Below are 20912 nucleotides of genomic sequence, written 5' to 3'. Positions count from 1 at the left end.
GTGAAATCGGATCGCAAGACGTCTGCGGATCTGACGGTCGCCGATCATCGGCACGGGTGTCTGCTCAATAGGGCGCGGTGTCAGGGGGCCGTAGGGGCGGACATCAGCGCCATCAGGTCCGGGGTGTACAGCTCCCGCAGCGAGACGATGCCGGCCACCGCGTCGAAGTAGCGGGTGGTCAGCTCGGGGCTGCTGCCGACGGCGCGCAGCAGCGCGCGGCGCTTGTCCCGCGCCTCGGCCTGGGCCACCAGCAGGGTCGCCTGGTAGTTCTCCATCAGCCGCTGCTCGCGTTCCCGGTCGTAGTCGGCCAGCGCGGCGTCGAGCCGGGTCCGGTCGCCCAGGTGCTCGCCCACCGTCTCGGCGAGCAGGTCGGCCTGCATGAACGCGTCGGCGATGCCGCGCGCGGTCAGCGAGTCCTTGTGGTGACCGGCGTCGCCGACGAGCGCCCAGCCGGGCCCGTGGGCGCGGCGGAAGAAGTTCTGCTGGTCGCCGGTGCCGTGCAGGCCGCCGATCTGCCGGCCGCGTTCCATCTGCTCGTACAGCCGCGGCGCGTTGGTCCGGACGTTGTCGAGGTAGGCCGCGCGCGCGTCGTGCCGGACCTCGTCGAAGCGCTGCTGCGGACAGTAGGCGGCGATGAGCACCGCACCGTCGTTCGTCGGCACCGCCGACACCCAGCCGGTGTCGCCCTCGTACATCTCGAAGTGCGTCTTCGGGCCGTTCCAGAACGCGTAGTACGCGCAGGTCAGCGGCGGGTGGGACGTCGTCGTCGGCGCGCCGGTGAGCCGGGCGACGGTGGAGCGCATCCCGTCGGCGCCGACGACCAGCGCGGCCCGCTCCTCGCCGCGGTCGGTGCGCACCCCGACGACCCGGTCGTCCTCCCACAGCAGGCCGGTGACCCGGCAGTCGTCGCGGAACTCGGCACCGGCGTCGGCCGCGGCACCGGCCAGCAGCGGGTCCAGGACCGAACGGCGGGGCGCGTACGCCGCGCGGATGCCGTCGATGCCGCTGCAGCAGCCCTCGACGCGCACGTCACCCAGCTCGTAGACGACGTGGTCCAGCGGCGGGCAGCCGCTGGCCCGCAGCGCGTCCAGCAGACCCCAGCGGGCCAGCCGCGCGACGCCCGGCTGCTGGATGTACAGCGTGGAGAGCTTGTCGGCCGGAAAGGCGCTGCGGTCCAGCAGCAGCACCCGGTGCCCCTGGCGGGCCAGGAGCATGGCGGTCGGCGCGCCCGCGCAGCGGGCCCCGACGACGACGACGTCGTACATGATCGTTCAACCTCCATCGGCGGTACGGGCGAGGACCACGGCCGTGTTGATGCCCCCGAAGCCGAAGCCGGTGGACAGGGCGTACCGCAGCCGGGCGGGCTCGGGCCCGGGGCCGGCGAACCGGATCCGGGCGTCGATCGGTCGGTCCAGGTTCGGGTTGGGGTGCACGAAGCCGCCGGTGAGCTGCGCGACTGTGGCGACGGCCTCGACCACCCCGGCCGAGCCGAGGCAGTGGCCGGTCAGCGCCTTGGTGGCGTTCACCCACGGCCGGCCGGCGGCGGCGCCGAGCACGTCGTGCAGCGACGCGAGTTCCGTCTCGTCGCCCAGCCGGGAACCGGTGGCGTGGGCGTTGACGTAGTCCACCTCGTGCGGGGCCAGCCCAGCGGCGGCCAGGGCGGCCCGGATCACGCGGGCCTGCCCGGCCGCGTCGGGGTCGGCGAGCCGGTTGGCGTCCAGGCCGAGCGCGTACCCGGCCACCGTGGCCAGGATCGCCGCACCGCGCCGGGCCGCGGCGGCCGGGTGTTCCAGCACCAGCGCCGCGGCGGCCTCGCCGGGCACGAAACCGCGCCGGTCCCGGTCGAACGGCCGGCAGGCGGCGGCCGGGTCGCCACCCGGTTCGGCGAGCGCGCCGAGAACGGCGAAGCCCCGATGGTGCATCGGTGTCAGTTCGGTGACCGCGCCGACCAGGACGCAGCAGTCCACCGCGCCGGCCGCGACCAGCCGGGCGGCGTGCACGATGCCGACGTTTCCGCTGGCCGAGGCGCCGCCGACGGTGAACCCCTCGCCGGTCGCGGACAGCACCTCGCTGAGCGTCCCGACGTGGTCGGTGTCCTGGACGTGCAGGGCGAACCGCGCCGGCAGGTACGCCGGCCGCTCCTGCCAGGTCCGGTACAGCTCGTGCGTGTAGCGCGCGGTCAGGTTGTGCCCGGCCACCACGATCCCGACCCGGTCGCCGGGGATCCCGGCGCCGGGCAGGCCGGCCCCGGTCCACGCCTGCAGCGCCGCCGCGACCGCAGCCCGCACCGGCTGCGGCGCGCGGGCCGCGGCCCGGACCGCCCGGCGGCGCAGCGGCTCGGGCACGCCGGCCACCGCGTCGTCGAACGACCACCCGGTGATCGGCGCGGCCAGGCCGTCAGCGGTGCCGACGACACCGGTGCGGCCCGCCCGCAGCGCCGTGGTGAACGACGGGACGTCCGCCCCGATCGCGCAGACGATTCCGGTGCCGGTCACCGCGACCGTGCTCACATGTGCGTCCGCAACAGCTCGACGATCCGGTCGAGGTCGTTGACGTCGCGGAACTCGGAGATCGGCACCACGATGCCGAGCCGCTCCATGGCCAGCGTCACGACCTCGGCCCGGTCGATGCTCGTGCAGCCGAGGTCGCTCAACGTGCGCCCGGCGGTGACGCTCGCCGGGTCGACGTCCGGGACGACCTCGACGAGGCTCGCCTTCACGACCTCGAAGACGGTCATGCCGGTGACACCCGCGTCCCGGGGCGGTCCCGCCTGGTGAACCGGTGGCCCCGCGTGGTCCCGGTCGCCATCCGGTTGTGCGGGTTGCCGTTGTGTCCCGCGACGAGCACCGAGCCCCAGCGGTCCAGCGACACGGCGCCGCCGTACTCCTCGATGACGTCGGTGTCCGGGTACACGTCCACCGAAACCGGCACGTACCGGCCGGCGAAGCCGAGCCGCATCTCCTCGGTGCGTCCCGCGTGCGGCAGCGACGCGTGCATCAGCGTGGACCAGAACATGATGGCCTCGCCGGGCCGCATCACCATCGACACCGCCTTGGACTCGTCGGGCTTCCAGTCCGGGTCGATCTGCAGCTCACGGTAGTCGTAGCCGAAGAAACCGCGGCGTACGCCGTCCTTGTCGGTGCTGTTGATGGAGGTCGGGTCGTAGTGCATCTTCTTGGTCTCGTCGTAGAACATCGTCCGGTGGGTGCCGGGGATGAACTGGAGGCAGCCCGTCTCCTCGTTGGCCTCGGTGAAGGCCGTCCAGACGGTGATCGTGCCGCCGAAGTCCTTCGCGTCGCCGGGCCAGAGGATCTGCGGCTTGCCGGAGGCGTTGGCGAACGTGTCGGCCTGGTGCCAGTCGGTGCCCTCGTCGCCGGGGTACTTGGGGAAGAACTCCGACCGCCAGCACTGCACGTCCGGTCCGAGCACGCTGACGACGCGGTCGACGATCCGCGGGTGGCAGATGTGGTCGGCCAGGAACTCGTTGTCCAGGTGCCGGTCGTAGTTGGAGATGTTCGTGTTGCCGGACAGCGCGGCCTCGTCCTGGTAGACCGCGTGCGAGCGGTCCAGCAGGCGCAGCCGTTCCCGCCGCCACCGCCGCTGCATCTCCTCGACCTCGTACACCGGGAACGGGCCGAAGTACCCGTTGCGGTGGAAGTCGGCCAGCTCCTCGTCGGTGAGTGTGTAGTCGTCCTCCATGTCATCCTCCTACCTGTTGCAGGGAATGGTGGCGTCGGGACGCGTCCACCACCTCGGCGAGGCACCCGACCGTGGGCTCCTCCATCTCGGCGCCGGTCAGCGCGATGCCGAACCGGTCGTTCACCATGGCCACGATCCGGGTGAGGGCCAGCGACGTGGCGCCCAGGTCGAACAGGTCGCCGTCCACCGGCACGTCGCGGCGCAGCACCTCGTCGGCGATCGCCTTCACCCCGGACACGACGTCGTCGCCGGCCGGGCCCGCCGGGTCGGCCGGGCCGGCCGGGCCGACCAGGCGGTCCAGGACGGCCACGTCGGCCTTGCCCTGCGCGGTGAGCGGGATGTCGGCGACCACGTGGAAGCGGGACGGCCGCAGGTAGCCGGGCAGGTCCGCCACCGTCGCGGCGAGGTCCGCCTCGGTGAGTCCGGCCGGGTCCGCGCCGGGCGGGGGCGCGACGTAGGCGACCAGGCGTACGTCGCCCTCGCCGAAGTCCCGGGCGGTCACCACAGCGGTGCCGACGCCCGGGTGGGCCAGGACCGCCGCCTCCACCTCGCCCGGCTCGATCCGGTAGCCGCGGACCTTCAACTGCCTGTCGACCCGGCCGAGGTAGACCAGGTCACCGTCGGTGCGCACGGCCCGGTCCCCGGAGCGGTACCAGCGCTCACCGCCGGAGGTGACGAAACGCTCGGCGGTCAGCTCCGGCTGGTGCAGGTAGCCCCGCGCCAGCCCGGCGCCCGCCACGTACAGCTCCCCCGGCGTGCCGTCCGGCACCACCGCGCCGGACTCGTCGCGCAGCTCGATCCGTACGCCGGGCAGGGGCCGGCCGATCGGGCTCACCGCCGGCCGGTCGAGGTCCGCCGCGACGATCCGGCGGGCGGTGGCGTGCACCGTCACCTCGGTGATGCCGTACATGTTGACCAGCTCAGGGCGGTCGTCTCCGCGCCGGGCGATCCACGGCGCCAGCACCGCGACGTCGAGCCGCTCGCCGCCGAACACCACCAGGCGCAGCTCGTCCGGGCCCTCGTCGGCCAGGTAGGCGGCGGCGAGCCGGCGGAACGCCGACGGGGTCTGGTTGAGCACAGTGACCTGTTCGCGCCGCACCAGGTCCAGCATCAGCGCCGGGGTCCGGGCGACGCGCCCCGGTACGACGACGAGCCGCCCGCCGGACAGCAGCGCCCCCCACAGCTCCCAGACCGAGAAGTCGAAGCCGATCGAGTGGAACAGCGTCCACGTGTCGTCGCCGCCGAAGCCGAACCGCTCGGTGCCGTGCTCCAGCAGCGCCACGACGCTGCGGTGCGACACCTCCACGCCCTTCGGCGCCCCGGTGGAACCCGACGTGTGGATGACGTACGCGGGGTCGTCCGGCCCGGCCTCACCGGCCGGCTCCGGTACCGCGTCCGCGTCGACGGCCCGGTCCGCCGGGCCGGCGCCGGCCGTGGCCCCGCCGTCGCCCGGCTCGCCGTCGGCGTCCTCGTCGTCGGCGTCCTCGTCGGTGTCGTCGTCCTCGCTGTCGTCGGCCCACAGCACCGGGCCCGACCACTCCGCGAGCGAGTCCGCGGTCCGGGTCACCGCCACCGTCACCGGAACCCGGCTGCCGGCCAGCACCGCGGCGACCCGCGCGGCCGGATGCTCGGCGTCCACCGGCACGTAGGCGCCGCCCGCCTTCACCACCGCCAGGACGCACACGACCAGGTCGACCGAGCGGTCGACGCACACTCCGACGTGGACGCCGGGGCGGACCCCGTACCCGCGCAGCCGCTCGGCCAGCTCGCCGGACAGGCGGTCCAGCTCGCTGTAGGACAGCCGGTGGTCGCCGCAGGTCACCGCGATCCGGTGCGGCTGTTCCGCCGCCCGCCGGGAGAAGATCGTGTGCAGGCAGTCAGTCACGGGCATCGGTCACCGCTCCGTCTTGGTGGCGTACATGCCCCAGTGCTGGGGCGTGAGCGACAGGTCGGACAGGCTGGACTGGACGAACATCCGATCCCAGCCGCCGCCGCCCTTCTCCGCCGGGATCCACTGGCGGGTGAACACCTCGCGGGTGGCCGGGTCACTCATCGCGCGGACGCCCATCAGGGTGTAGTACGAGCTGAGCGACTTCAGGTGGATGAAGTGGTGGATGCGGTCGGACCGGCCGAACGCCTCCTCGTACAGGTAGATGGTGGCGTGGCCGGCCAGCGCCCGGTTCCAGCTCTCGCACAGGGCCCGGGCGAACGCGCGTCCCTCGGCGCGGAACTCGTAGCGCAGCTCGCCGGTGCGGTGCATGAGGATGCCGCAGGTGGCGGAGTTGAGCTGCTCCTCGACCGGCACGTCGGTCTGCAGCTGCGCGGTGGGTACGGCGAACGTGGCGGCGCCCTCGGTGGTGCGCACCGAGTCCGGCGTCTCGTCCGACGTGCCGTACATGCCGAAGGCCGACGGGATGAGCACCGTCTCGTGCAGGTCACCGTCGAGGAACATCCGGTCCCACGTGCCGCCACCGCGGGCGGGGTCGATGCGCTGGCGCATGATGATGTCGCGCCAGCCGGCGTCGCGGCTGCCCATCTCGATCAGCGTCTCGTACGCGTGCAGCGACTTCAGGTGCATCAGCCAGTGGAGGCGGTCCTTCGTGCCGAAGGTCTCCTCGTAGACGAACACCGTGATGATGCCGGCGTAATTGGTGTTGAGGTACTCCGACAGCTCCCGGGCGAACTGCCGGGCCTCGGAGCGGAACTCGGCACGCAACTGACCGACCCGCTCGACGATCACGCCGGCGTTGCCCGAGTGCAGGATCGCGGCCGGGTCGACCGAGGTCTGGGCCTGGGCGGTCGGCAACACGAACGGCGGACTCGATGTGGTGGTCATCGGAGACTCCTTCGCTTCGGCTGGTTCGGTGGGCGCCCGGACACGCTAGTCAGCATCGGAGCAGCCGCTCTGCTCACTAATGGCCACGGGCGGACAGTGCCGGCGCAGGACGTCGGCCGCCCCGCGCATCAGCAGTTCGGCGATCACGTCGACGTGCCGCAGCCGCCAGTCGGCCAGTTCGGTGCCGCGCACGTACCTGTTGAAGGCGCCGATCGCCGGTCCGGTGTGGATCTGGAAGTTCGCTCGTTCGGTGATGTCGCCGCGCAGCGCCACCTCCGTGGCGCGGGCGAAGTACCACTTGAACGCCAGGGCCATCCGCCGTCGCGGGCCGGCCCGCTCCACCTCCGCGGCCCGGCCGGTGGCCCGGTAGTGCCGCTCGGTCTCCCGCCACACCTGCGCGAACGACCGGCGGAAGGTGGTCCGCTCCACGGCGTCGCGGATCGCGGCGGGCACCTCGTCCCAGGTGTCGTAGCGGTGGTAGAGCTGGAGCAGCTGGGTGGCCCGCGCCGCGAACATCGTGCCGCGGCGCAGCACCTGCACGCGGGAACCGAACTCGAACGTGTCACCGGCCGGCGCGTACGCGGTGTCCTGGATCCCGGCGCGCGCCAGCAGGTCCTTGACCTCGGGTGACGTCCCGGCCTCGGGAGTCGCCTGGTTGATCGAACCGGTGACCACGAAATCGGCGCCGAGCACGAACGCCGCGGCGACCGCCTCCGGGGTGCCCAGCCCGCCCGCGGCGCCGACCCGGATCCGCTCCGGGTAGCGGTGCCGGAGCATCTCCGCGTCGCGCAGCAGGGCGAGGTCCGGCACGAGGGTGAGCGCGGACCGCGCGTCGGTGTGCCCGGCCGAGTCGGCCTCGGCGCACAGGTCACCGCTCACCGGCAGCCGCGCCGCCGCGGCGGCCTCCCCGGCGGACAGCGCACCCTCGGCCACCAGGGCGGCGAGCATCGCCGCCGGCGGCGGGGCCAGGAACGCGGCCGCGACCTCGGGCCGGGACACCTTCGCCACGACGTGCCGGACGGCGACCGGGGTGCCGTCGGCGCTCAGGTGCGCGCCGGCGAAGCGGAACCGCACCAGGGCCGCTGTGACAGCGGTGTACCCGGCCGCCTCGACGTAGCGGACGTCGTGCCGGACGTACAGCTCCGCCAGCGCCGACTCCAGCGCCGGGTTGTCCGGCATCGCCAGCAGGTTCATGCCGAAGCGGCCCGGACCGGGATCAGCCGTGAGCGAGCGCAGGACCGCCTCGACCTCGTCGCGGCGGAAGCCGCCCGCGCCGAAGAAGCCGAGCAGGCCCGCCTTGCCCAGGCGGGCGACCATCGCCACCGAGCTGATCCCGCGGTACATCGAGCCGGCGAGGTAGGACCACGTGACGCCGTAGTCGGCGCGGAAGCGCTGGCAGCCGAGCGCCGCCGGTCCCGGGTCGCGCCCGTCCGGCCCGGCCGGCACGGCCGGCCCCGCGGCGAGCACCGGGCGGAACAGGTCCGTCAACACCCGGCCCGGCCCCAGCTCACGTACCGTGCGCACACCGCGGCCGACCAGGTACGCCATTGTCTCGCGCCACCGCACCGGGCGGCGCAGCTGCACGGCGAGCAGGTCGGGCAGCAGCAGCGGGTCGTGCGGCCGGGCGGTCACGTTGGAGATCACCGGCACCCGCGGCGGTGCGAACCGGACCTGCGCCAGCACCTCGGCGAACTCGCCCGCCGCGGCGCGCATGTACCGCGAGTGGAACGCGGCGGCCACCGGCAGCGGGACGCAGCGGCCCAGACCGGCGGCGGTGACCGCCCGCGCCGCCGCCGACAGCGACTCGCGCGGGCCGGAGAGCGTCACCTGGCCGTCGGCGTTGTCGTTGGCCACGTCCACGTCGTCGACACCGGCGGCGGCGAGCACCCCGGGCAGCCGGTCCATGCGTTGTCCGACGACGGCGAGCATGCCGCCGCCGGCCGCCCGCGCCATGATCTCGCCGCGGCGGCACACCAGGCGCAGCGCCTCCTCGAAGTCCAGGCAGCCGGCTGCGAACAGCGCCGCGTACTCGCCGAGGCTGTGCCCGGCGAGGTAGTCCGGCGGCGGCTGCTCGTCGCGCGCCGCCAGGTAGGCCAGCGCGCCGACGACGAACAGCGCGGGCTGCGCGTACCGGGTGTCGCCGAGCAGGGTGTCGTCGCGGCACAGCCGGGCCACCGGTACGCCGATGATCCGGTCGGCGGCGGCGCACTCGGCCGGGAAGCGGTCGAACAGGTCTCCGCCCATGCCCCGGCGCTGCGCGCCCTGCCCCGGGAACACCCAGGCGGACTTCGGTCGTGAGGACACGTCTTGGACTGTCCGGCCCGCCGGACCGGGCGTGCTGCCCAGAGTTGAGCAGCACGCCCGGTCCGGCGCCGCTTAGGTTGCGGCGAAGGCCGGCCTTCGGAGCGGGGAGCGTATGAACGAGCAGACCGCCATCCCGGACCGCGTCGAGATCGTCCTGGACGTCCTGTCGGGCGTGCTGCCCGCCGGGGTCACCGCCGACGCCGACACGCCCCTGGGCGATCTGGGGCTCGGTTCCCTCGCCGCCGCGCGGCTGCTGCTGGAGGTCGGCGCCGCGTTCGGCACCGAGCTGCCGACCGACGCCCTGCGCCGCTGCGCCACCGCCCGGGAGCTGGCCGAGCTGGCCGCCCACGCCGCGCCCGCCGGTGCGGGGCTGCGTCCCGAGGTACGCCCCGAGCCGGCACGGCGGCACGAGCCGTTCCCGCTCACCCCGCTCCAGGAAGGGTACCTGCTGGCCAAGGCGACCGGCCTGCCCGGCTGCCACCTCTACCGCGAGTACGACATCCCCGAGCTGGACGTGGACCGCCTGCGCGCGGCGTGGGGGCGGCTGGTCGGGCACCACGAGGCGCTGCGGCTCGTGCTGACCCCCGACGGGCGCCAGCGGGTGGCCGAGCGGCCGCCGGACTGGACCATGCCGGTCGGCGCCGACGCCGAGGACGCACGCCGACGTCTCTCCCACCACGCCTACGGATCGGCCGACGAGCCGCTGTGGACGGTCGAGGTGACCCGTGCCGCGGACGGCGGCGGCGTGCTGCACCTCAGCGTCGACGCGGCGATCGTCGACGGCGCCGGGCTGGAGCTGATGGTCGAGCAGCTCCGGGCGCTCCACGACGACCCGGGGCACGAGCTGCCCGCCCCCGGCGCCGCGCTGCGCGACCTCGGCGTGGCGCTCGCCGCCCACCGCGACGGCCACGGGTACCGCGCCGGCCTGGAGTACTGGGCCGCCGCGCTGCGCGACCTGCCGCCCGGCCCCGCCCTGCCCACCGCCGGCGCGCAGCCCGGCCCGGTCCGGGTGCCGTACACGGCGGCGCTGACGCGGCGCGAGTGGGCCGCGGTGACCGCGTACGCGGCCGACCTCGGCGTGTCCCCGACCGCTGTGGCGCTCACCGCCTTCACCGAGGCGCTGCGGCGGGCCGGCGCCGACACGGCGTTCTCGCTCGTGCTCACCACGAACAGCCGGCTCTGGCTGCCCGCCGAGGCGGCCGCTGTGCCCGGGCCGTTCACCTCGACCACCGTGTTCGTCGCCGAGTCGGCGACCGGGCGGCCGTTCGCCGAGGCCGCCCGGGCGGTCCACGACCGGCTGCGCCGCGACCTCGAACACGCCGACGTGCCCGGCGTGGCCGCGCTCCGCGAGCTGCGGTCCCGCCGGCTGCCGGTCCCGGCGCAGCTGCCGGTGGTGTTCACCAGCCTGCTCGACGTGGGCGGGACCGGCGCCGACGGCCGGTACGCGGTCAGCCAGACCTCCGGCGTCACGCTCGACGCGCAGATCGGCGAACGTGACGGGGAGCTGCGCGTGCGGTGGGACGTGGCGCCGGACGCCTTCGGTCCGGGCGTGGTCGCCGCGACCTTCGCCTGGTTCGTCAACACGCTGCGCTGGCTGCGGCCCGTGCCCGACGACGCCGGCCGGCCCCTCAACGACCTCCAGCAGGCGTACTTCGTGGCCCGGACCACGGGCGGCACCGGGCCGTGGAGCGGCTGCCAGGTGGTGCACGCCTTCGCCGTCGACCGGCTCGACCTGCCCCGGCTGGAGGCGGCGTGGCTGGGCCTGCTCGCCGCGCACGAGCCGCTGCGGACCGTCGTCACCCCGGACGGACGGCTGGTCACCCGCGAGGACGTGCCGGACCGGTGGCACATCCCGGTGACCGGGCCCGGCGGGCCGTCGTGCGACGCGGTGCAGCGGGACATGGTGGGGCGCGCCTTCCCGCTCGGCCGGCTCCCCCAGGGTGAGCTGCGCGTCCAGGTGGACGAGGCCGGCGCGGCGACCGTGCACGTGGCGCTGGACCTGCTGGTGGCCGACGGCCGCAGCATCCACCTGCTGCTGCGCGAGCTGATGCGCCGCTACGCCGAGCCGGGCACGCCGGTGGCCGGGCCGCCCCGCGCGCCGCAGGCGGCACCGGACCCGCACGCCCGCCGGTACTGGCAGGACCGCCTGGCCGACCTTCCGCCCGGCCCGCCGATCGAGGCACGCACCGGGCCGCGACGGCGGCGTACCGCCCGGGTGCCGGGCTGGACGCGCATCCGGCGGCTGGCCCGGGAACGCGGCCTCGCCCTCGACGCGCTGCTCATGGCCGCGCTCACCACCGCGCTCGGCACCTGCCACCACGACCGCTTCGCGGTGCCGCTGGTGCGCTGGACGCCGCGGTCCGAGCCGTTCCGGCCCGCCGAGCTGACCGCGCTGAGCTGGCTGGCCGCCGGCGAACCGGGCGAGGGCCTGCTCGACCTCGCCGAGCGCTACGACCGGCAGATCACCGCCGACGCGGCGGCCGACGGCGCGTCGGGCCTGGCCGAGCTGCGGCGGCTGGTGCTGCGGCGGATGCGCGACGGCGGCGCCGGCTACCCGGTCGTGTGCACCGGGCTGCTCGAGCTCGGCGACGTGCCGCTGCCCGACGGCGTGCGCGCCGGCCCGTGGCTGACGTGCACGCCCGACGTGGCGCTGGACTGCATCGCGATCGACGAGGGCGACGGCACGCTGCGGCTGTTCTGGGACGCCACCGAGGACGCGATCGGCGACGACGACCTGGACCGGATCTTCGACGCGTACCGGTCGGCGCTGGCCGAACTGGCCGACCGCAGCGACGTCGTGTACGGGTGGAACGACACCGCCGTCGAATTCCCGCACGCCGGGCCGGTGCACCTGCTGTTCGAGGCCCAGGCCCAGGCCCGGCCCGAGGCGGTCGCCGTACGCGGGCGCGGCGGGACCACGTCCTTCGGTGAGCTGAACGCGGTGGCGAACCGGATCGCAGTCCGGCTGCGCGCCGCGGGCGTCGGTGCCGGATCGGTGGTCGGGATCAGCCTCGCCCGGGGGCCGCTCATGGTCGCCGCCGTGTACGGCGTGCTCAAGGCCGGTGGCGCCTACCTGCCGGTGGAGCCGTCGCTGCCACCGGCCCGGGCCGCGCTGATGCTCGCCGACGGGGGCGCGGTCGCGCTCGTCACGACGAGCGACCTGGACCTGCCGGCGCCGGGCCGGCCGGAGGGGATCGCCGTGGTGCACGCCGACCGGGTCGGCTCGGCGGCCGTACCGGACCCGGAACCGTGCACCGGCGAGGACGACCTCGCGTACGTCATCTTCACCTCCGGCAGCACCGGCCGGCCCAAGGGCGTCGCGGTCACCCACCGGGCCGTGCACAACCTCCTGCACTGGGCGCGCCGGACGTTCCGCTTCGGACCGCAGGACACCGGGCTGTGCGTGACGTCGCTCGGCTTCGACCTGTCCGTGTTCGACATCCTCGGGCTGCTCGGGTACGGCGCCTCGATCTACGTCGCCGACTCCGAGCAGCAGAAGGATCCGGCGCTGCTGCTGGACGTCCTGCTGCGGGAGCCGGTCACGTTCTGGAACTCCGCGCCGACCACACTGGCGCACGTCGTACCGCTGGCCGCCGCGCACCGCGGCGGGCCCGGCACGACCGGCCTGCGGCTGGTGTTCCTCAGCGGTGACCACACGCCGCTGTCCCTGCCGGGCGAGCTGCGGGCCTGCTTCACCGCCGCCGAGATCGTCAACCTCGGCGGGGCGACCGAGGCCACCGTGTGGTCGAACTGGTACCGCGTCGGGACGGTCGACCCCGGGTGGCGCAGCATCCCCTACGGCCGGCCCATCGACAACGCCCGCTACTACGTCCTGGACGACGACCGGCGCCCGTGCCGGCCCGGCGTCGAGGGCGACCTCTACATCGCCGGGGAGGTGCTCAGCGCCGGCTACCACAACCGGCCGGACCTCACCGAGGACCGGTTCGTGCCGTGCCCGTTCGGGCCACCCGGAGACCGGATGTACCGCACCGGCGACCGGGCGGCGTTCCTGCCGGACGGCAACCTGACCTTCCTGGGCCGGGCCGACCACCAGGTGAAGATCCGCGGGTTCCGGGTCGAACTCGGCGAGATCGAGCACCGGCTACGCGGCCATCCGGGCGTCAAGGACGCGGTGGTGGTGACCCGCGAGGAGGGCGGCGAACGCAAGCTGGTGGCGTACCTGCTGTCCTCCGGTGGCGTCGCTCCGGCCGTCCGCGACCTGCGGGCCTTCGTCGCCGAGACGCTGCCGGACTACATGGTGCCGAGCCACCTGGCGGTGCTGGAGCAGTTCCCCGCCACCGACAACGGCAAGCTGGACCGCGCCGGGCTGCCGTGGCCGCTGCCGCCGGTCCCGCCGGACGCCGCACACACACCGGTCGCGCCGCCGGAACCGGCGGACGCCCCGCCCGCGCCGGGCGTCCGTCAGGTCCTCACGGACCTGTTCGCCGACCTGCTCGGCGAGACCGTCGACCCGGCGGCCGACCTGTGGGACCAGGGCGCCACGTCGTTCACCATGGTTCAGGTCTCGGCCCGGATGCACGAGCGTCTCGGCACCCGGGTGCCGGTGGCGGCGCTGCTGGAGCACCCGACGATCGACGGCATCGCCGCGCACCTGTCGCCCGGCCCGCCCGAACCGGTGCCCGCGGGCGCGCCCCCGGCCACCGCGCCGCCGCCGCGCACCGTCGACGTGCTCTCCCCCGCCGAGCGGTCCGCCTTCGCCGCGGCCCGGTTCGACCTGCGCGACGACGGCGAGGCCGTACCGCTGCCCGGGGAACGCCCGGCGCGGCGGCGGTACCGGCGGCGGGCCTCGCGCCGCGACTTCCTCGACCGGCAGGTGCCGCTGCCCACCGTGGCGGGCCTGCTGAGCCTGCTGCGCCCGCTGGCCGACGGCGACCGCACGCGGCGGCTGTACCCGTCGGCCGGCGACACCTACGGCGTGCAGGTCTACGTCCACGTGCCCGGCGACCGGGTCACCGGGCTGCCGGCCGGCGTCTACTACCACCACCCCGACGAACACGCGCTGCGCCGGGTCGGCGACGGAACCGCCCTGGACCGCACCGCGCACTTCGTCTACAACCGGCCGGTGTACGACCGGGCGGCGTTCCAGCTGCTCCTCGTCGGGCAGGCGCGGGCGATCCGCCCGCTGTACGGCGACGACGCCGAGCGGTACCTCGCGCTGGAGGCCGGCTACCTCGGTCAGGTGCTGATGGGCGCCCAGGCCGACCACGGGCTGGGGTTGTGCCCGGTCGGCGCGGTCGCCGAGGCGCCGGTCCGCGCCGCGTTGCGGCTGGACGACGACCACGTGTTCCAGCAGGCGTTCCTGTGCGGCCCGGTGACGCGCGACGACGAGGCCGACACACCCGCCGCCGGGCCGCGCGAGATCGCCGTGGTCGGGGTGGCCGGCCGCTACCCCGGCGCGGACGACGTCCCGACGCTCTGGCGCAACCTCGACGCCGGCCACTGCGCGATCACGCCGCCCCCGCCCGGGCGGGGAGACGGACCGGCCGGCGGCTACCTGTCCGGCCTGGAGACGTTCGACAGCATGGTCTTCGGGATCACGCCGGCCGAGGCCGCCGTCCTCGACCCGCAGGTACGCGTGCTGCTCGAAGTGGTGTGGGCGTGCCTGGAGGACGCCGGCCACACCCCGGCGTCCCTCGGCCGGGTCGGTGTCTTCGTCGGCGTGATGTGGCACGACCACCGCCTCGCCGGCACCGACCGGTGGCGCGACGGCGACCCGGCCCGGATCTCCGGCACCGGGTCCGAGATCGCCAACCGGATCTCCCACGCCTTCGACTTCCGCGGCCCGAGCGTCGCCGTGGACACCTCCTGTTCCTCCGCGCTCACCGCCCTGCGCCAGGCGGCCGAGAGCCTCGACCGGGGCGACTGCGACGCCGCCCTGGTCGGCGCGGTCAACCTGCTGGCACATCCGTACCACGCGGCGGTGCTGCGCGGGCTGGGCCTGGTCGCCGAGACGCCGCACCCGGCACTGGACGCCGCCGCCGGCGGCTGGTCGCCGGGCGAGGGTGCCGGTGCCGTGCTGCTGCGTCGGCTCGGCGACGCGCGCCGGGACCGCGACCGTGTCGACGCCGTGGTGGAGGGCACCTGGGTGGGGCACAGCGGCGCGACGAGCCGGTTCGGCACGCCCGACGCGGCCACCCTCGCCGGCTCGCTCGCCGAGACGGTCCGCCGGGCCGGGCTCACCGCCGCCGACATCGGGTACGTCGAGTGCGCGGCCTCCGGGGCCGCCCTGTCCGACGCCGCCGAGATCGAGGCCGTGGGCCGGTTCCTGGCCGCCGCCGCGCCCGAGGGGGTACGCGTGCCGATCGGCACCCTCAAGCCGAACCTGGGCCACGCGGAGGCCGCATCAGGGCTCGCGCAGCTGACCAAGGTGCTCCTCCAACTGCGGCACCGCCGGCTCGTACCGACCCTGCTGGCGGAGGCGCCCCACCCGCTCGTCGACCTCGACGCGCTTCCGGTGCGGTTCGTGCACCGGTCCGAGCCGTGGACCGGCGGCCCGCTGCGCGCGCTCGTCACCGCCGTCGGCGCGACCGGCACGGTGGGGCACGTGGTGCTGCGGTCCGACGAGGAGGAACGATGAGCAACCCGTGGATCAAGAGCCCGGCCGACCCGGACGCCCCGATGCTGCTGTACTGCGTCCCGCACGCCGGGGGCGGCGGCTCGTTCTTCCGGCCGTGGCGCGCCGCGCTGGAGCCGTACCTGGGTGTCTGCCCCGTCGTGCTGCCCGGCCGGGAGTCCCGCCTGCGGGAGGCACCGCACACCAGCATCGACAGTCTCGTGCCGCCGCTGGCCGCGGCGATCGGCGCGCACGCGGACCGCCCCTACGCGTTGTTCGGGCACAGCATGGGCGCGGTGGTCGCCTACGAGACCGCCCGGCGGCTGTCCGCCGGGGCGGGCGGCCCGGCACGGCTGTTCGTCTCCGGCCGGCGCGCGCCGCACCTGCCGGCCCGCCGGCCGGACCGGCACACGCTCGGCGCGGACGAGTTCCTGCCGGCGGTAGCGGCGCTCGGTGGCACGCCGGACGAGGTGCTGCGGCGACACGACCTGATGGCGTTGTTCCTGCCGGGGCTGCGCGCCGACTTCGCGGTCAACGAGACGTACCGGCAGTTGCCCGGCCCGCCGCTGCGCTGTCCCGTGTCGGCGTTCACCGGCGACGCCGACCCGGAGGTCGACGTGGTGGAGATGCGTTCCTGGGCCGATGTCACGTCGGCCGGCTTCAGCCTGCGGGTGTTCAGCGGCGGGCACTTCTACCTGGCCGGTCCGCCCGCCGAGCTGGCCGAGGCGCTGCTGGCCGATCTCGCCGTACGGTCCTGAGCCGGTCCGGAGACGACGGAACGGGACGGGCCCTGCGCCCGTCCCGTTCCCGTTTCTCCGTTCCTCAGGCTGGCAGCGAGGCCACGACCTCCTGGGTCGCCTGGAGCAGGATCCGCGCCATCGTGCGCAGTTCCTCCTCGGTCATCACCAGCGGCGGCACGATCACGATGGTGTCGCTCGGCGCCGAGTGGATGATCATGCCGAGTTCCCGGCACCGCTCGGTGATGCGCGTCGCGACGCCCAGCTCCATCGGGAACGGCTCGCGGGTCTCCACGTCGGCCACCAGCTCGACGGCGGCCAGCAGGCCGCACTGCCGGACGTCGCCGACGTGCGCCACGCTGCGGAACTTGTCCAGTTCCTCGGCCAGGACCACGGCCTGCGCCTGGCCGTGCCGGATCAGGTCGTCCTTCTCGAACAGGTCCAGGCTCGCCAGCGCCACGGCGACGGCGAGCGGGTTACCGGAGAACGTGTGCCCGGACAGCAGCATCTTGCCGTCACCGCGGAACGCGTCGAACACCTCCTTCGACGCCATCGTCGCCGTCAACGGCATGTACCCGCCGGTCAGGCCCTTGCCGACGCACAGGATGTCGGGCGACACCCCGTCGGCCTGGCAGGCGAACATCGGGCCGGTACGGCCGAAGCCCACACCCAGCTCGTCGGCGATGAGCAGGACGCCGTACCGGCGGGCGATCTCGGCGACCCGGGCCAGGTGACCGTCGCGGGCCACGATCATGCCGCTGACGTTCTGCACGCGCGGCTCGACGAGCACGGCGGCCACCTCGTCGCCTTCGCGCTCCAGCACCTCCTCCAGCGTGTCCGCGCAGGCCAGGTTGCAGTTGTTGTGGCACAGCCCGCAGCGGTACGCGTACGGCTGGGCGAACGAGCTGGTCTCGCGCAGCAGCGGCTGGTAGAAGTTCTTCAGGATCGTCATCTGGCCCACCGACAGCGCGCCGATGGTGTCGCCGTGGAAGGCCCCGCCCATGGACACGAACTTGTTGCGCTGCGGCGATCCCTTGAAGACCCAGTAGGAGTACGCCATCTTCATCGCCGTCTCCACGGCGCTGGAGCCGGACTCCAGGAACAGCACCTTGTCGATGCCCTCCGGGGCGAGCCGGACCAGCCGGTCGGCGAGCTCCGCGGCGCCCGGGTGGGTCATGCCGTAGAGCGTGGTGTGCGCGATCTTCGCCGCCTGCGCGGCCAGCGCCTCGTTCAGTTCCCGACGCTGGTGGCCGTGGATGTTGACGCCCAGCGAGGAGCCCGCGTCGAGATAGCGGTTGCCGTCGCTGTCCACCAGGTAGACACCCTCGCCGTGGGTGATCACCAGGGGCTTGGCGTTGAGGTAGGCGTCGGTGGGGGTGTACGGGTGCCACACGCGCTGCTGGTCCAGCGTGCGCAGGCGTTCGGTCTCCGTGGTTTCGAGGTCCATGCGTCGGCGCTCCGTCATCGAAGGGAACCAGGACAACAGCACGCAGTCCACCGGAACAGGGCCGGTGACGTCTGCGCAGTAGTGCGCAGGGTGGCCGGTGCTCAACTCTGAGCAGAGGTGTCGCCGAGGCCCGGAAATGCTCATCCGGAGCCGGCGCCGACCGGTGCGGCCGAACGCTGGAGAGGGGACGCCGCCGTGACGACCTCCGAACAACCGGACCTGATGTCACCAGCCGCACGGGAGATGGCCTACGACACCTACGCCGCCCTCCGCGACACCAACCCGGTCTCCCGGGTCCGGATGCCCACCGGCCAGGACGTCTGGCTGGTCACCGGCTACGACGAGTGCACCAGCTTCCTCACCGACTACCACCGGTTCAAGACCAGCCCGACCGTGATGCCCGAGGGCATGGAGGCGCCGGCGCTGCCCGAGGCCGTGGTACGGCTGCTCGGCGGCAGCATGGGCAGCGTCGACCCGCCCGAGCACACGCGGCAGCGCCGGCTGGTGCAGCAGGCGTTCACACCGCAGTACGTCGAACGGCTGCGCCCCGGCGTCCAGCAGATCACCGACCAGCTGGTCGACGGGCTGCTCGACCGCGAGGAACGGACCTTCGACCTGGTCGAGGACTTCGCGGTGCCGCTGCCGCTCACCGTCATGTCCGACATGCTGGGCATCCCCCGCGCCGACCGGGACCGGTTCCGGCTCTGGTCGGAGCTGCTGCTGTCGCTGGACCCGACCTCCGCGCAGTCCGCGCCGCAGGGCATGAGCCCGGCCGAGGTGATGGCGGAGATCGAGGAGTTCGTGCGCTACCTGGACGCGCTGATCCAGCGCAAGCGCGCCGAGCCCGGCGACGACCTCATCTCCGGGATGGCCCTGGCCGAGGCCGACGGCGAGCGGATGAGCGACGACGAGCTGCTGAAGATGGTGGCGCTGCTCGTGGTCGGCGGTCTCGGCACCACCCAGCACCTGATCGGCAACATGGTCCTGGCGCTGTTCCGCAATCCCGACCAGTTGCGGCTGCTGCGCGACAAGCCCGAACTGGCGCCGGGCGCCGTCGAGGAGATGCTGCGCTACCACGGCCCGATCGAGATCAGCTTCCCGCGGTTCGCCGCCGAGGACACCGAGATCGGCGGCGTGCCGATCAGCCGCGGCGAGATGGTCATCGGGGTCCTCGCGGCCGCCGACCGCGATCCGGGCCGCTACCCGGAGCCGGACCGGCTCGACATCGAACGAACCGCCAACCGGCATCTCGCGTTCGGCCGGGGCGCCCACATGTGCCTGGGCGCGCCGCTGGCCCGCGTCGAGGGGCAGGTCGCCATCACCACGCTGATCGCCCGGATGCCCGACCTGCGCCCGGCGCAGAGCCTCGACGAGACGCCCTGGCGGCCCGGCCTCACGCTGCGCGGGCTGACCGCGCTCACGGTCGAGTTCTGACCGGGCCGGCGCGACCGGCTCCCACTGCGGTTCGGCCGGCCGGCCGGTGCGTATCCCGACCGAACCGCAGAGGGAGGAGACGACGTGGCGAACGCCATCGTCGCTGACGGACTACGCAGACAGTTCGACAAGGTGACCGCGCTGGACGGCCTGGACCTGGTGGCGCCGGAGGGCACGATCACCGGGATCCTCGGGCCGAACGGCGCGGGCAAGAGCACCGCCGTCCGGCTGCTCACCACACTGCTCACCCCGACCGGCGGCCGGGCCGAGGTGGCCGGATTCGACGTGGTCACCCAGGCCGCCGAGGTACGCCGGGTGATCAGCCTGTCCGGGCAGCACGCCGCCGTCGACGAGAACCTCTCCGGGTTCGAGAACCTGGAGATGCTGGGCCGGCTGCTGCACCTGGGCTCCCGGCGGAGCCGGCAGCGGGCCGACGAGCTGCTGCAACGCTTCGACCTCGTGGACGCCGCCGGGCGCCGGGCGAAGGAGTACTCCGGCGGCATGCGCCGGCGCCTCGACCTGGCCGCCGCGCTGATCCGTACGCCCCGGGTGCTGTTCCTGGACGAGCCGACCACCGGCCTGGACACCCGGAGCCGGACGGCGCTCTGGGACACCATCGGCGAGCTGGTCTCCGGCGGCATGACGCTGCTGCTGACCACGCAGTACCTCGAGGAGGCCGACCGGCTGGCCGACCAGATCGTGGTGATCGACCACGGCCGGGTGGTCGCCGACGGCACGCCGGACGAGCTGAAGCGACGGGTCTCCGGCACCAGCCTGGAGATCACGGTCGGGCCGGACGCCGACCTGACCGCCGCGCAGGCGGTGCTCACCTCGCTCGGCACCGGTCCGGCGAGTGTGGACGAGGCCGCCGGCCGGATCTCCGTGCCGGCCGGTGACGGTGTGGACACGCTGCTGGCCGGCGTGCGGCTGCTGCGCCAGGCCGGCATACCGGTCCGGGACGCCGCGCTGCGCACCGCGACGCTGGACGACGTCTTCCTCGCCCTCACCGGCGGCCCCGGCCCGCGCACCGGTGACGAGCCCGTCAAGGAGACCGTGGAGGAGAAGCAGTGAACGCCGTCGTACTGGCCTTCGGTGAGGGCGTCGTCGTCGCCAAGCGCAACCTGCGGATGATCCTGCGCGTACCCGAGATGCTGCTCAACGCGGCCATCGCGCCGGCGATGATGACGCTGCTGTTCGGCTTCATCGTCGGCGGCGCGATCGACGTGCAGGGGGTGCCGTACCGCGAGTACCTGCTCGGCGGCATCTTCGTCCAGGCGGTCCTCTTCGGCGCCGTCAACACCGGCACCGCGATCGCCGCCGACCTGCGCAACGGCATCGTCGACCGGCTCATGTCGATGCCCATCTCCCGGTCCGCGGTGCTCGTCGGCCGCACCACGAGCGACCTGGTCAACAGCGGCGTGGTCATCACCGTCACCGCGCTGCTCGGCCTGGTCGTCGGGTGGCGCAGCCGCACGTCGCTGCCGGAGGCGGCACTGGGTTTCCTGATCCTGCTGGCGTTCGCGTACGCGCTGTCGTGGCTGATGGCCGTCGTGGGACTGGCGTCCCGGGCGCCGGAGGCGGTCAGCAGCACCGGCTTCACCATCGCCATCCCGCTGGGCTTCCTCTCCAACGCCTACGTGCCGATCGACTCGATGCCGGGGGTCCTGCAACCGGTCGCCGAGTGGAACCCGGTCTCGGCGATCGTCCAGGCGGTCCGGGTCCAGTTCGGCAACGTCGACCCGGCCACCGCGCCGGACGTCTGGCCGCTGCAACACCCGGTCGCCGCCTCCGGGCTGTGGATCGGCGCGCTGCTGGCCCTGTCGATCCCCCTGGCGATCGCCCAGTTCCGCAGGTCCGCCGGGCGCTGAGAACGACGACTCC

General features: G+C 74.2%; 13 protein-coding genes. 5 read left to right on the top strand and 8 right to left on the bottom strand.

Annotated elements, in window-relative coordinates; translation table 11 throughout:
* Nucleotides 1-80: 80 nt before the first annotated feature.
* Genes C569_RS0100785 through fabD form a run of 7 tightly spaced genes read right to left on the bottom strand, consistent with a single transcriptional unit; the run spans nt 81 to nt 8839 of the window.
* Entirely contained in the window at nt 81-1265 is a 1185-nt protein-coding gene (locus C569_RS0100785) for an NAD(P)/FAD-dependent oxidoreductase (protein ID WP_018783912.1), read from the bottom strand.
* Nucleotides 1266-1271: 6 nt separating this feature from the next.
* Nucleotides 1272-2510 (bottom strand): beta-ketoacyl synthase N-terminal-like domain-containing protein, encoded by a 1239-nt coding sequence (locus C569_RS0100780; RefSeq protein ID WP_018783911.1) that lies wholly within the window; start codon nt 2508-2510, stop codon nt 1272-1274.
* The gene (locus tag C569_RS0100775) at nt 2507-2737 is read right to left on the bottom strand and encodes a phosphopantetheine-binding protein (RefSeq protein WP_013287026.1); all 231 of its coding nucleotides are present in this window, start codon (nt 2735-2737) and stop codon (nt 2507-2509) included. The genes C569_RS0100780 and C569_RS0100775 overlap by 4 nt, the downstream gene beginning before the upstream one ends.
* Nucleotides 2734-3699: a chlorinating enzyme gene (locus C569_RS0100770; protein WP_018783910.1), complete on the bottom strand. Its 966-nt coding sequence runs from the start codon at nt 3697-3699 to the stop codon at nt 2734-2736. Before C569_RS0100770 ends, C569_RS0100775 begins: the two co-directional genes overlap by 4 nt.
* A gap of 1 nt (nt 3700) precedes the next feature.
* The gene (locus tag C569_RS0100765; protein WP_018783909.1) at nt 3701-5590 is read right to left on the bottom strand and encodes an amino acid adenylation domain-containing protein; all 1890 of its coding nucleotides are present in this window, start codon (nt 5588-5590) and stop codon (nt 3701-3703) included.
* A gap of 3 nt (nt 5591-5593) precedes the next feature.
* Entirely contained in the window at nt 5594-6535 is a 942-nt protein-coding gene (locus tag C569_RS0100760; protein WP_018783908.1) for a DUF6039 family protein, read from the bottom strand.
* 45 nt (nt 6536-6580) lie between these two features.
* Complete coding sequence (fabD, locus tag C569_RS0100755; RefSeq protein WP_036344932.1) at nt 6581-8839, bottom strand: ACP S-malonyltransferase; 2259 nt, start codon at nt 8837-8839, stop codon at nt 6581-6583.
* A gap of 112 nt (nt 8840-8951) precedes the next feature.
* On the opposite strand from fabD, the gene C569_RS0100750 reads away from it, so the two are divergent.
* Nucleotides 8952-15437 carry a non-ribosomal peptide synthetase gene (locus tag C569_RS0100750; protein ID WP_018783906.1) on the top strand — a complete coding sequence of 2162 codons (6486 nt, stop codon included), beginning with the start codon at nt 8952-8954 and terminating at the stop codon, nt 15435-15437.
* Complete coding sequence (locus C569_RS0100745) at nt 15434-16171, top strand: thioesterase II family protein (protein WP_018783905.1); 738 nt, start codon at nt 15434-15436, stop codon at nt 16169-16171. The genes C569_RS0100750 and C569_RS0100745 overlap by 4 nt, the downstream gene beginning before the upstream one ends.
* Nucleotides 16172-16235: 64 nt before the next feature.
* Here the strand turns inward: C569_RS0100745 and bioA are convergent, their stop codons facing one another.
* Complete coding sequence (gene bioA, locus C569_RS0100740; RefSeq protein ID WP_018783904.1) at nt 16236-17597, bottom strand: adenosylmethionine--8-amino-7-oxononanoate transaminase; 1362 nt, start codon at nt 17595-17597, stop codon at nt 16236-16238.
* Between the two features lie 195 nt (nt 17598-17792).
* Between bioA and C569_RS0100735 the strand changes: the two genes are divergently transcribed.
* From C569_RS0100735 to C569_RS0100725, 3 genes are all read left to right on the top strand, one after another.
* Entirely contained in the window at nt 17793-19031 is a 1239-nt protein-coding gene (locus tag C569_RS0100735) for a cytochrome P450 (RefSeq protein WP_026267553.1), read from the top strand.
* Nucleotides 19032-19115: 84 nt separating this feature from the next.
* Nucleotides 19116-20102 (top strand): daunorubicin resistance protein DrrA family ABC transporter ATP-binding protein, encoded by a 987-nt coding sequence (locus C569_RS0100730; RefSeq protein WP_018783902.1) that lies wholly within the window; start codon nt 19116-19118, stop codon nt 20100-20102.
* A complete protein-coding gene (locus tag C569_RS0100725; protein ID WP_018783901.1) occupies nt 20099-20899 on the top strand; it encodes an ABC transporter permease in 801 nt (266 codons plus the stop codon). The genes C569_RS0100730 and C569_RS0100725 overlap by 4 nt, the downstream gene beginning before the upstream one ends.
* Nucleotides 20900-20912 lie beyond the last annotated feature (13 nt).

Source organism: Micromonospora sp. CNB394, from assembly GCF_000374985.1.
Taxonomy (GTDB): Bacteria; Actinomycetota; Actinomycetes; order Mycobacteriales; family Micromonosporaceae; genus Micromonospora; species Micromonospora marina.
Note: the sequence above shows the minus strand (reverse complement) of the source record. Positions and strands in the feature narration are given on the sequence as shown.